Source organism: Kitasatospora sp. NPDC127035, assembly GCF_042726075.1.
Classification (GTDB): domain Bacteria; phylum Actinomycetota; class Actinomycetes; order Streptomycetales; family Streptomycetaceae; genus Kitasatospora.
The window spans coordinates 1-12,363 of record NZ_JBHXDN010000092.1 but is presented as its reverse complement, the minus strand read 5'-3'; the positions used below and the strand labels follow the sequence as shown (position 1 = coordinate 12,363).

12 protein-coding genes are annotated in these 12,363 nt (G+C 67.8%); 9 read left to right on the top strand and 3 right to left on the bottom strand.

Features of this window, described 5'->3' with window-relative positions; genetic code table 11:
- Positions 1-226 precede the first annotated feature (226 nt).
- The 3 genes from ACFWIC_RS37295 (at position 227) to ACFWIC_RS37285 (ending at position 3,435) form a co-directional block, all read left to right on the top strand.
- Positions 227-796, top strand: coding sequence for a hypothetical protein (locus tag ACFWIC_RS37295; RefSeq protein ID WP_380521417.1), 570 nt, complete (start codon positions 227-229; stop codon positions 794-796).
- Between the two features lie 990 nt (positions 797-1,786).
- Positions 1,787-2,320 carry a hypothetical protein gene (locus tag ACFWIC_RS37290; protein WP_380521415.1) on the top strand — a complete coding sequence of 178 codons (534 nt, stop codon included), beginning with the start codon at positions 1,787-1,789 and terminating at the stop codon, positions 2,318-2,320.
- 554 nt (positions 2,321-2,874) lie between these two features.
- Complete coding sequence (locus ACFWIC_RS37285; RefSeq protein ID WP_380521413.1) at positions 2,875-3,435, top strand: TetR/AcrR family transcriptional regulator; 561 nt, start codon at positions 2,875-2,877, stop codon at positions 3,433-3,435.
- A gap of 277 nt (positions 3,436-3,712) precedes the next feature.
- Here the strand turns inward: ACFWIC_RS37285 and ACFWIC_RS37280 are convergent, their stop codons facing one another.
- Positions 3,713-3,835, bottom strand: coding sequence for a hypothetical protein (locus ACFWIC_RS37280; protein WP_380521411.1), 123 nt, complete (start codon positions 3,833-3,835; stop codon positions 3,713-3,715).
- Positions 3,836-4,536: 701 nt separating this feature from the next.
- Between ACFWIC_RS37280 and ACFWIC_RS37275 the strand changes: the two genes are divergently transcribed.
- Positions 4,537-5,292, top strand: a complete 756-nt coding sequence (locus ACFWIC_RS37275) for an MFS transporter (protein WP_380521410.1) — start codon at positions 4,537-4,539, stop codon at positions 5,290-5,292.
- A 290-nt stretch (positions 5,293-5,582) separates the two neighbouring features.
- Here ACFWIC_RS37275 and ACFWIC_RS37270 read toward each other — a convergent pair whose 3' ends face one another.
- Entirely contained in the window at positions 5,583-6,149 is a 567-nt protein-coding gene (locus ACFWIC_RS37270; protein WP_380521408.1) for a S1 RNA-binding domain-containing protein, read from the bottom strand.
- A gap of 424 nt (positions 6,150-6,573) precedes the next feature.
- Here ACFWIC_RS37270 and ACFWIC_RS37265 point away from each other — a divergent pair, with 424 nt between their 5' ends.
- From ACFWIC_RS37265 to ACFWIC_RS37250, 4 genes are all read left to right on the top strand, one after another.
- Positions 6,574-7,008 (top strand): hypothetical protein, encoded by a 435-nt coding sequence (locus tag ACFWIC_RS37265; protein ID WP_380521406.1) that lies wholly within the window; start codon positions 6,574-6,576, stop codon positions 7,006-7,008.
- A gap of 128 nt (positions 7,009-7,136) precedes the next feature.
- Positions 7,137-8,465 carry a hypothetical protein gene (locus tag ACFWIC_RS37260; protein WP_380521404.1) on the top strand — a complete coding sequence of 443 codons (1,329 nt, stop codon included), beginning with the start codon at positions 7,137-7,139 and terminating at the stop codon, positions 8,463-8,465.
- Positions 8,462-9,484 (top strand): PD-(D/E)XK nuclease family protein, encoded by a 1,023-nt coding sequence (locus ACFWIC_RS37255; RefSeq protein ID WP_380521403.1) that lies wholly within the window; start codon positions 8,462-8,464, stop codon positions 9,482-9,484. The genes ACFWIC_RS37260 and ACFWIC_RS37255 overlap by 4 nt, the downstream gene beginning before the upstream one ends.
- Before the next feature lie 226 nt (positions 9,485-9,710).
- Complete coding sequence (locus ACFWIC_RS37250) at positions 9,711-10,472, top strand: hypothetical protein (protein WP_380521401.1); 762 nt, start codon at positions 9,711-9,713, stop codon at positions 10,470-10,472.
- 282 nt (positions 10,473-10,754) lie between these two features.
- On the opposite strand, the gene ACFWIC_RS37245 is transcribed toward ACFWIC_RS37250, so the two are convergent.
- Positions 10,755-10,931: a hypothetical protein gene (locus ACFWIC_RS37245; protein WP_380521399.1), complete on the bottom strand. Its 177-nt coding sequence runs from the start codon at positions 10,929-10,931 to the stop codon at positions 10,755-10,757.
- An 876-nt stretch (positions 10,932-11,807) separates the two neighbouring features.
- On the opposite strand from ACFWIC_RS37245, the gene ACFWIC_RS37240 reads away from it, so the two are divergent.
- Positions 11,808-12,272: a hypothetical protein gene (locus tag ACFWIC_RS37240; protein ID WP_380521398.1), complete on the top strand. Its 465-nt coding sequence runs from the start codon at positions 11,808-11,810 to the stop codon at positions 12,270-12,272.
- Positions 12,273-12,363 lie beyond the last annotated feature (91 nt).

Here is a 12,363-nt window from a genome sequence, read left to right as displayed (position 1 = left end):
CACCCAGCCGCGCCGAGCGGCCTGCACAGCTAGCCGCAGTGCATCGCCGGCATCGGGACCCGAACGTGGGCACACGAGCTGGAGCACCGCTTGCTCTAGAACCCCGAGTCCGGAGCCGCCCGGACCGACGGCACCCGGCGCCTCGTCCTGGGCCGGGAAGCTGCCCCAGAACTGACGCGCCCGGGTCAAACCGAAACCACCTCAGTAACCCGAAGGGAGTGCGCCGATGACCAACACGACGCAACGTCGCAAAGAGAACGAGCCACATCAGGACGAAACGGCGGAAGCCATCGCTGTGAGCCGCGCCCCGCGCCTCGGAGACGAATGGCACATGGCCGCGGGCGGCGGGACCGGCAGGGATCACAGCCTCCTGACGCGCCCAGACGAGCAGCTCGGCGCGCGCATTGAGGATGTCGCCGAGTGGGCCACCGCGCCGCAGGCGACGTTGGGAGCGCTGGTCGAACTCGGCGACCTGCACGGTCGGTTCGAGGACGGCTACACCCCGGAGGACATCCGGTCCACCTTCGGACGCATCCACGAAGCGGGCGGTCCGTACCTCGTCTGCGTGTGGGACTACGCCGACGAGGAGGGCTTCGGCGGCAACTCCGAGTTCTACGTCGAGGACGAGAACAGCAACCTCTTCGAGGTCCAGCCCTACATCCACCAGTGGCTCAGCGGGGAGCGGGCTATGCCCGTCCCGCTGGACGCCTGGACCTGCGCGGCCGTTGCCGGGCCGATCAAGATCGCCGCCACCGACGACTTCCACAACTACGCCCGGACCGACAGGACCGGCTGACGGCACCAGCCCCGGAGAGGGAGCAGGGCGAGAATCACGCTCCCCCTCCGGGGCCCGACCACCCCACCGAATTGCCTTGACTTGGAGAAGACCGCGAGGAGGAACCCGTCCACCCCGCCGTGCGGCACCGAGTGCGGCGCCGACCAGCTGGAGCTGTTCGCCGCACCGGCCGAGCCCCCTCGAGTCCGACTGGGAAGGCCATGACCTCGTGATGGTCGGCGACAGCGACCTCGGCACCACCGACCGGGGACACCCGGTGGAGTGGCCCGGGGCCCTCAAAGTCTCCCGCGCGCACGATTCGGCGGTCAGCTCACCGTCCGCCCACCGCAGGCCGTGGCCCTCGTTGTGGGCGCGGATCAAGGCCCATGGCAACTAGCCGGGCCAGACGCGCGAAGACGCTTCCCACCCCAGCACGCCACCCCCGGCTTCGTCCTCCACCTTAGCGAGGCCATCAGCCTTGACCTCGTTGTCACGATGATCCCGGCACCTGCGCACTGACACCGCCAGTGGGAAGTCACCTGCGTCAGCGTGCGTGTGCCGCGCTCGCGCCGGCCCCTGACAGGCTCACCCGGCATCGACGGTCTGGGGTCACACCGAGCGATCCGCCACCAGGTCAACAGCCAGCTGATGGACGGGGAATTCGGGCGTGGGGAGGAGCACGATTCCGTTGCCCAGCACTCCCTTCAAAGGTGCAAGAGTTGTTCAGGGCCCGAAACGTGTGTGACCCCTAGATCGCGTACAACGCCACCTCTACCGCATTGGTGCGCCTGCGACCCGGGCCGAGTCCATCGCCAGCGGTTCGGGCACTCCCAGGGCTCTTGACCCGCGTCCAGCCATCCGTATGGTCCGCGCCATACCTGCCGCTGCAGAACAACTACGGCGGGCGGCGTTTGACCGTCGTTGCCCAACAGACGCCAGGTTCCGTTCGCCACCAGCAGCACCTGGCCGCCGCAGGCACGAGAGAGCACCCACCCCCGGAAGGAACTCACCATGCCCGTCATCCCGCGCAGGCCCTGGCTCCCCCGCCGACTGCGCGCACTGTTCCCTTCGACCTTTCAGAAGCACCGTGCTGGGCAGCCGCTGACCAGCTCGCTCCAGGCCGATCCGGCACGTCCCTCCCAGCCGGGGCAGGGCCGGTACACGATCGCGGCTCTGCTGAATGTCACCACCGAACCTAACGGGCGCATGATCACCTTCGACGGATTTCAGACCGGCCACGACCTCGCGGTGGCCAGCCCGGCCAACGGCAGTCCTCTGTTGCTCCTCACGGTCACTAGCCCGGACCTGCCATCGGCCTGCGAACGCGCCTTCGACATTGGCAACCATCAGGCGGCCGACGACCGGGGTACAGAGTGGCCTGCCGACTTGCGGTCACTGTCCGTCGGCGATGTCCTCCACGTCACCGACCCGTCCGGTATATGGCACTACCTCGCCGTGGCCGGTACCGGATTCACCCCCATCGATCCGCCGTCCCGGACCACCTTCGTGGCGCTGATCGGCACCACTGCCACCAGCCGGGCCTGACGCCCGCACTGCCTCCGAACACGGGTCAGCCGACTACGCCGAGACCCGACCCAAGGGGACGAGAACCGAATGACCGACCGATCGAAAGCCCAGGCCCCCCGCGTGCCAGTGCCCGACGTGTAGCTCGGTGCAGTATCCCCGGACGTCTTCCGCCGCCTAGGTCTCAGCCCGAGGCGGCGGACCGCGTTAAGGCCAACCGCCATCGGCAACCCAGGAAACCCCCCTCGACGCCGTCGCCCCAGGTGATTTTGGCCAACAACCGGACGAGCCCGACGACACCCCCCGGCCTTACACGCGGCTGTAGCTCGGGCCGCGACCGGCCTGAACAGTGCGCGGACGCGGGATTGACAGGCCGTCGAGCATGCCTACGTTGTGGCCCATCAGCCCATCAGCCCATCAGCCTGACGAGGCCGAAGCATTGGCCTCCTCCGCTCTGGTCACCAGCCCGGGATTGCACACCGGAGGCCCTGCTGGATTCAGTCCGGTCGATCGGCCGGCCCCGGGCCCTGCCGAGCGCTAACCCTTCCCCCATCTACCGAAATCGGAGCACAAGCATGCCTTCCATCAGGACCGTCAACGGCCGAGAAATCGGAAACCGCGGACATCCCCGCAAGAGGATCTTGAAGGCCACGTCTGCGGTCTTGGCCGAAGTCGGGTATGCCGACGTCCAGGTCATCAATCTGGCCCGCGCCGCGAGGACCTCTCCGGCCACCGTCTACGTGTACTTCCCCTCCCGCGACGCAGTCGTGCTCGAACTCGCGCAGGCGGCTGCCGAGGACTTCGCCAAGGCTGTTCAGGCGCCTGCGGGCGGCAGTACCCCGGACGGAACGGCCCTCAGCGACGCGATCGACGCCTACTTCGAGCGCTGGCGGGCCCACGCTCACATCCTTCGGGTGGTCGAACTGATGGCCGCCACCAATCCCGCGTTCCGCGAGGTGCGGGACACCGTCAACAAGCCGCTCACCGACATCATCACGCGGGCCGCCATGACGGTCCCGGCGCCCGACCTGGTGGCCGCGCTGGTGGCGATGGCTCAAGCGACGGCGGCCCGGAAGCCGACCGCAAAGGCGCGCAGGACCGTCCAGCGCCTCGTCGTTGAGACCATCGTCGCCTGATTTGGGGGCGGACGGTTCTCAGCGGGCAGCAGTAGGCGTCAGTGTGCTGCTGCCCGTACCACGTGCCGAACGCGCCAGCCAGCGCCGCCTCCAACCGGGGCTGGGAGTCCTTCGGATATCGCTCCACGACAGTGGCGACGAAGTCCACGATGTCGTCGTTCACCCGCGCCGTCGCACGGGCGTCGGCGGCAACTTCGAACGCCTGCCCCCACCACGCCTCCTCGCCTTCGTGCATGGGGGCGGCTTCCAGCAGGTGCATGGCCGTGAGCCGATCGGATCAGCCCCCGGCGGCCGTCGTCTCCCACTGCGCGGTGCGCTCCTGTAGGTCGGCCTTGCGTGCCGCCTCGGTGAGGGCGAAGTCGAGCACGGATCGGGCGTCGAGCGTTGTCGCAGTGGCCATCCGCGCCGCAACCCGCCTCTCCGCCCGCCGCTGCTCCCTCAGTTCTAGCAGGGGGCTGCACTTGCCTCGACCGCCAGGAGCTGGTCGGGCAACGGACAGCGGACTGGTGCAAGGGCTGGCGCGGTTCCGGACTTCCGCTGAGCGGGAACTCTCCAGGCGCTTTCCCGCCGTGCGGATTCCTGCTGCCGTTCGCGCCCGTCTCGCAGGGCAGTGTGCGGCGGTGGTGGCTAGCGTCCTCGACGAAGCAAAAGCTTAGGTGTCCGGTTCAATGGAATTCGCTTCTGGGTCGGGCCGGTCAAATATTTCTCTGAAACGAGGAGGGGTCGTCTATCGTGGACTGGTTTCATTTCGAAATGGCCAGCTTCACCGTGCAGGAGCGCATCCGTGAGGCGGCCCACGCGCGTTTGAAGGCGGTGGCGCGGCGGGGACGCCGACGCCAACGGCTGCCGATCCGGTCCTGGCGCAGCCGCCGAAATCCGTCCAAGGTCGCCCCGCGTGCTGCATAGTCCAGCCCGAACAGCCTCCTTCTCTCAAGCCTTGTTGATTGTTCCGAGCGAGCAGGCGAGGCCTTGCGATATATTCGGCCCTAGGGACATCTATGTCTGCCTCTACCTGGCCAGTAAAGGCCGACTGCATTTCGCCGTAGCCAGCCTGATGGAATTCGTTCTGTACTGGCGGTTCCGCATGTTCCGCACGTTCTGGTGGCCTCGCTCGTCGGCCGTCTTCCGGTGGCGTCCGCGCCTTTGGCCATTCTGCTGTGCATGGTGGCCGCCGGAAGTGGCTACCTGTGGGCCAGCGTCGTTGCGGGGCTCTACGGCCTCGCGGCGACGAATGGCCAGCCCGTGCTCGGCCGCTTGGTGGATCGGCTTGGGCAGCGCCGTCCGCTGATCGTAGCCGCGATCACGTCGGCAGCAGCCATGATCGCCCTCGCGGTCCTCGACCTGCGACAGCGGATTCTCATCGCAGCCGCGGCCGTCGTTGCCGGCCTCGCTACCCCGCCCCTGGAGGGCGCGTTGCGGGTGCTTTGGTCGGTGGCAGTTCCACAGCGGCTGCAGACTGCGGCGTTCTCCCTCGATGCCTCCGCGCAGTCTCTGCTGTTCGCGCTCGGTCCCCTGCTGGTGAGTGCGACGGTGGCGCTGTCCGAGGCCAGGACGGCGTTGGTGTTGATCGCCGTTCTCGGTGTCGTGGGGAGATGGGCCGTGACGGCGTCAGCACCTTCCCGCAGCTGGCGGCTGCCCGCTACTGGGCCGACGAACTGGATGGGCCCGATGCGTTCGTGGCAACTGCGAGGCATCGCCGTCGTTCTCCTGCTGGTCGGCGTGGCCTTGGGAGCACAGGGAGTTGCGGAAACGGCCTTTGCCGACAACCTGGGGGGACCGGACCGGTGCGGGTGTTCTCCTCGGGGCGTTCAGCGCAGGCAGTTGTCTGGGGGGTCTGGTCTTCGGCCGACGACGTGAGAGCACGGTGGGGGACCGGACGCTGCTGGGTCTGGTGGCCGGGTTCACGCTCGGATGGGCCCCTGGTGCTCGTGCCTGCGGACCTGGCGGCGATGGCCCTGCTCGCGTCTCTGCCGGGCTTGTGCCTCAGCCCGCTGCTGGGTGTCGTCTTCGAGCGCGCCGGACGGACTGCGGATCGAGGCTGCCTGACCGAGACCTTCTCCTGGCTTTGTGGCTGTGGTGGGCATCGGCAGCGCCATCGGTACGGCGCTCGCCGGTCCGTTGGCCGACCACTACGGGGCGTTCGCGTCCTACGCTCTGGCCCTTGCCGCCGCCGCTGCCGGCTTGGCCCGCTTAACCTTCTCCCTCAAACCGGCCATCCGTGCGCGGGCACGCGCCGCGTGACGTCCTCGTGACCAGGACAGCTCGAGCACTCGGATGGAGCCGGTGCCGGCGTAGCCGGTGATGTTGTCAGCCGGTTCGCCGTCGAGGTTGACAAAGACACCGAAGCTGCGGACATCCGCCACCGTCCCCGTCAAGACCTCACCGCGCCGGATGCCGACGAGAAAGGTACGAATAGTCTGGTCCTCGCATGCCTTGGTCGACAGCAGGACACGTTCCCTCCGCCAGTCGACTCCGATCACCTCGACCTCGACTGCCTGGCCCACATCGACGATCTCCGCAGGGTCCTCAGCACGATGCCACGACAGCTCGTGCCGAACGATGCGACCCACCGCACGATGAGGGCCCCTCGCCCCGTCAAGGTCCACGATGACGTCAAAGCCCTCGAAGCCGGCCACCGTTCCGGTCCTGGCCTCACCTGGCTGGACAGAGTTGAGGAACGCACGCCAAGTCTCGGTCGGCACGGATTCGGTCACGCCTTGGACCCTACGCGGCCCGATCGCCTTCTGCCCCTGGATCCCGGAGGACGCGCAATCTCCTATAACGCTTTGGCGGAGCGAACCGTGACCGCCACGGTCATACAGCCACCGACCCGATGGCCTCGCCAAAGCGGGCCGGGTGGCGGGTGAGGCGGCGGATTATCAGGGTGCCCGCGGCCCAGTTGAGATGAGCCCCATCGCCTGGGACCGGCACTGATGGGGCCGGGCCCCGGCAACCCGACCCGGCTACCCGACCACAGTGTCCACATCGCCCGCCGAGGCTGCCAGAAGCCCCTTGACTGGCTAGTGAAACTCGTTAGGTTCCCCCCGCACCTGCCGCTCCGACCCGCCCGGGCGGAGCGCCGTGTGCCATCCCGGACACCATCGCCTCAACGAGGCCACCACGAGACGAGACAAGCCCATGAGTATCAGCCGAGAAGTCGACGACTACCTGGACGGCATCGACCGCGCCCTGACCGTCGTGGGACTGCGCCCCGTCGAGTTCACCGTTTGCGACACGAACGAACTCGCGGCCGACGGCCTCACAGCCCTCCCCTCCGCAGAACTGACCTGGCTCGCCGGCCACTTGACGCTCGACCACGAGCAATTTCCCCATGGAGCCATCGCGACCTGGACCGCCAGAACGGGGTGGCAGGTAACCGCCCTGCAGGCAGACGGGACCGAGGGCGTTGCCACCCGCCTTTCGGTGACCGCAGTCGGAGAGCCGGGCGACCCGGTCAACGCCATCGCCCGACTCCTGCTCGGAACGCGCCTCCCCGCTCGCGCCACCCCTGATCCAGTGGTCGAGAACCCGGGCGTCCTCGGTCTGGGTTCACCGCACATCGAACTCCGGTAGCGCCCTACACCCACCGGTCCACCCCACGCACGGCACTGGTCACGCAAGCGGACCTCCGCGCCGTAGGCCAGACCTCCGCCTTCGCTGTACCTACCCGCGCCGCAGACAACCGCGAACTGGAACCTGTCATGACCCTGTCACGCGTTTCGCCTTTCCCCGTCATCTCCGAGTTCGCCGACCTGTTCGACGACGACCCCCAATTCGCGCGCATGGTCCGGCGGGCCGAACTCCTCTCCCACGCCCGCGCCCTGCCGCGCTGGCTCAAGGGCAACGCCGTCGACCTCGTGCTGATCCTGCTTGCCGGCCAGGACCTGGGACTGAGCACCTGGGAGTCGATCAACAGCTTCTACCCCGACGATACCGAGGAGAGCGGCCTCGCCCTCCACTCCTCGGCCAAGCGCGTGCTACTTGCTCGCGCGGGCTGGGGATGGCGCATCGTCGAGGCGACGGACGAGCGCTGCACCGTCGCGATCACCAACCCCGACAGGCCCGAGCAGGGCGAACTGTTCGCGACCTACACCATGCACGACGCCATCGTCGCGGAGCTGACCAGCGGCCCACGGGCCCGTTGGTGGCGCCACCACCCGAGGCGGATGCTCTACGCACGCGTCAGCGGCCTGATCATCGACACCAACGCCGCCCACATCATCAGCGGCGGACGCCACGGATGGGGCGCCGTACTGCCCGATGACCCCGCGCCCACACCAGTCGCAACCCCCCATACGGCTCCGTCACATGCACCTGCCGAGGGCCCCGGACTCCCCAACCACACCCAGCCCCGGTCCTCCGCAGAGCAGACCCCCACCGCCGCGGCCGCCGCGCCGGAGCACCAGGTGGGACCCGCCGCCGACCGGGCCACGACGCACCCTCCGACGCCGACCACTCGGATCACCGCCACACCGGCTGTCATCGCGCCCTCCACCGAACCCGAACCGGAGGCCACCAACCCTCGCACGACACCACCACCCTCGGCACTCCCTGCGCCCGACGAGCCGGCGGAGCCGAAAAGGGCCCCAACACACCCTGCCGTCTCCCAGCCCAGCCCCGAAGCCCGCTCGGAGCCGTCCGAGACCTCGGACCCCCTCCAGCGCGCGCTGCTGGATTCCCGTCAGGCGGCGTGGGAGCTCCTGCGAGGGCACGCGGCGCTGCTCGCGGTGAACGGTGTCTACCAGATCCTCCTCGGTAACGCGAAGAGAACCGCCAAAGAGAAGAGGAACGGCAGGCTCACGGACGAGACGGAACAAGCCATCCACCAGGCCCGGATCACTCTCGACGTGTCCGCCCACACGATCTATCGGCAACTGCGCAAGTCCGAGCCCCCCGCATCAGCCGCTCCGGACCAGAGCCCGCCCGTCCCGCTCGAGATCGCCCCCCAGCCACAGATGCCCGACGTGTGCGGGTGCGAAGACGACGCCGGCGGCCCGCACCACGACGACTGCCCGGACGCCGGACAGTGAACCGCACACAGCTCGACGACCACCGTCAGAGGCTGGAGAGCGCGCTGGCGGCAGTGTTCACCGCAGCCACCGCCGCCAACCACCACCGCCCCGGCGACCTGTCCATCTCCAGCCTGGGCGGGTGCACCCGCCGCGCGGCCTACCAGATTGCCCGATACGCCCCGACCGACGACCATTCCCACCAGGAGCAGCGCGCCTCCCACCTCGGACAGGCCGTTCATGACTGGGTCCTGCCCCGGCTCGCGGCGCAGCTGAGGCACGAACTCACCCTCGTCGAGCACGACGTCCTCCTCTCGGTGCGGGGCCTGGAGATTCCGGGCCGACTCGACCTGTTCACCCTCGCCACCGATGGAGGGATGCTTGTCGATCTCAAGACCCACGGCTACGACCAGGGCGACGTTGGCGAGCAACCCTCCAGAGCCCGGCTCCTGCAGCTCTACGGCTACGCCATGGCGCTGCGACTGATGGGGCACCTGATCCAGGTCGTCGCGGTCGTTCCGATGTCGCGCATCCATGGGGGAACCTCCGGAGTGTGGCTCGGCGAGTTCGGGCCCCAGCAGGAGGCGCTGGTCGACGCCCGCGTCCGAGACCTCCTGCGGTACAGCAAGGCCCCCGCCTTCGCACCCCGGGATGCCCACCGCGGTCCCGGGCTGGACATCGTCTGCGATTCCTGCCCGTTCATGTCGAAGTGCTGGCCCGGCGCCGAGCCGGCCCAGGCAGCAGAGGTGCGGACCGATGCCGACGTCGTCGCCCACGCCCTCGGCTACGCGGAGGCGGCTGCCCAGGAAAAGGCCTGGGAGGCGGAGAAGAAGTATCACGTGGCGGCGCTCGGCCGGACTCGGCCCGGGCCGTACAAGGCGAACGGATACGAGGTCGAGGTCAAGGTCTCTCCCGGCGCGGAGCGCCATGACCAGCGCGCCGCCAAGAAGCTCCTGAAAGACAACCATCTGCCGCTCCCCACAACCAGGGACAGGGAATCACGTCGGGCCCTTGTTCACCGTCGGCCGCTGCGCATCTGAGCCGCATGCCCATGCATCTCATGTCACAGTGCTGAGCGTGGTGCCATTCGGTCCCGAACAAGGGCCGTTGGCGCCACGCTCCCCACACACAACCGGCGGCGTCAATTCCACCTCGCCCGCTCGGTGGCCCAGCCTCGAGATGGGCCTTGACCGGAAGGCCGGGCGCCCTAGTTTCGGTGCAACAGCCACCCGAGAAGGGCGGCGATCAATCGAATGGTGGCCGCCGGTGGATCAGCAATATGAACACGTTGTTCAATTCAGTGCGGGGATCGGATCGTTCGGCGCCGCTGTCCGTGTCCAGCGGTGCTATGGCTCCTCTAGAATGACGCTTCTAATAGCCGACACACAGGTCGAGGACCCCGACCTTTGGAGATTTGCCCAGGCTACCAGCAGGATGCTCGATGTCCCGCTCGTGCGAGTTGCGGACGGGCGAACACCATTCCAGGTATTTCATGACAACAAATTTCTCGGCAATAGTCGGATCGCTCCCTGTACTCGCGTCCTCAAGATCGAACCCTGCCTCCGATGGCTCGAGAAGTACGCCGACCCCAAGCTGACCACGCTGCACATAGGAATCGACGCTAGTCGCCGCGACCGTAACCGGATTCCCCCGATCGCCACCAACTGGCAGCCGTGGCGTACATCCTTCCCGCTTTGTGAGGATGATGAACCAGCCCTCACGAAGGAAGAATTGCGGGCGGAGGCGGCAAGCCTTGGAGTCGAACCACCCAGACTCTATGAGCTGGGGTACTCGCATAACAATTGTGGGGGAGTATGCGTTCGAGCAGGTAAGGCTCAATGGCTCCTCACCCTTGCCACGTTTCCGGAGCGATACGCGGCAGCGGAGGAGCAGGAGGAGGAATTCCGTCGGGCGAATGGAAATTACTCCATTCTCAGGGAGCGGCGGAACAAGGTCACCTACCAGCTGACGCTGAGAACGTTACGGCTTCGCGAGGAAGCCCGGCAGGCAGCCGGACCAACCCGCTGAGACTCCTGAGGCTGCGGCAGGCAGCGAGATGCCCCCTGGCCTCCGCCTGTTGCCCCCGTCCGTCCAGACGGGGGCAACGGTCATGCTTCCCGTTCTGTGGAATCCTGAAGGGCCTATCCGGCAGGGCGGCACACCCGCCGCTCGACGCGGTGCACCCTGGCGGTATCCGATCTCGGCGTAGACCGAGGCCCGGCGTCCTCGTGTGCACTACCCCAGAGATCTTGAAAGGCACCGCTCACGCCGGTGGGAAGGATCCTCTGCGGGTTTCAGGTCCTTCAGTTCCTACTGCCATGCCGGCTCGGCGGCGTCCGCGAACGCCACCGCGTCGAGGTAGAGCCTGAGTGTCGTCTCACCGCCGCACATCCCCGGCCGACGCAGGGCGCCGTTCAACTGGGTGAGAAGGTACTCGCGTACTTCTCGGGCCGTGCGCCCGTTGTTGTAGCCAGTCGTGTCGGTCATCGTCCGTCCTTCTGTTGGTCCTCGGACCAATCGCGTCGGGCATAGGCGACCCCAAGCGGAGCGTGGTGTGGCGGTGCATCCCGGTCACGTCGGCGAGGATCGAGCCGGGGAGATCAGCAGCCACTAGGCCGGCTCCGATCCCTGGCGGCCCTCCAGGAAAAGCCACTGACGCTCCCGTCGGCCCAGACAGGACAGCTCCCGCTCACCCACCGCCCCGTCATAACCCAGCGGACGTTTGGCACCCGCCCCGCCTTCCCGGCCGGCAGAGTAACGGCTCCAGGCGAGCCCGCTGTCGGTCCGTCAAGTCCTCTCGCGCCACACCGTAGCCATCGCAACTCAAGATCCGCTTTCGCGCCCCCTCGTCTCCCCACATGACCACAGCGCTGTGCCGATCAAACCCGCGGTCGGCAGAGCGCTGCGTTGTGTCCGGCTGATGGGGTTGACCGGCCCTTTGCCTCCGCTACGGTCCCCCTCGTCAGCCTCGCAGCCTGCCCCAGCGGGGCACAGCACGCCCTGGCCATGGTCGTCCGAGCCGCCCCGCCGAGTGCCACCGATCCATTGCGAGAGCACCTCCGAATGGGCGGGTCCATCGGCAACGCCGACTCGTGAACCCGTTGATCGGCCGATCGGACGTTTCGAGTGCATCCGACAGGGATCTGAACATTCCCGACAACGACAACCTGCATGCCACGGAACAGGCCCCGCTCGACTGCACGACCTGCGCATCAGAGATCAGAAACCTGTCCCACCGCCATCCCCACGGCCCGGGTCGGTCACGCAGAGGCCCCCTCCCCGTGACGTCCGCGCGGCAGTGGGTGGCAGACCTACTTGCCCCATGTCCACCGAACAGGCCCCTCTCTCAGCCGGAGGCCCCCCATGGCACCACTACTGAAGCTCCTTGCCGCCATCAGGCGCTCCAAGCCGTCCACAGCCGCCACCCCAGCGGCGTCCGACCACTACGGCGTCAGCATCCTGCTGAACGTGACGACGGGCCCCCGGGGCGAGTACTTGAACTTCTTCGGCTACCTGGACGGCCAGCCCCTGGCACGTGCCGAGGTGATTGGCGACGGCCCCTTGGTCCTGACCATCCGGGCGTCCAGTGCCGAGGAGGCCGCAGACCTGGCCTTCATCATCGGCAACAGCTTCGGTGCGGACGAGCACGGCCTCACATGGCCCGGCGACCTACGCGTCGTCTCCGTCGGCGATGTCCTGAGCGTCGTCCGCCCCGGCCACCGCAGCACCAGCCACTTCGCGGTCGCCTCCGACCAACTCCGCCTCATCGACACCCCGACCAACATCGTGCCCCTGCTCGGCAGCAGTGCGATGACCCGCACCTGCTAGTAGGGCTTGGTCAGGTGTGCGCGATGGTGGCGTGTCTCTGTGTCAGCAAGCGCGTTGATGGTGTGTGACACCTGAGGAGATGGCCGAGGTC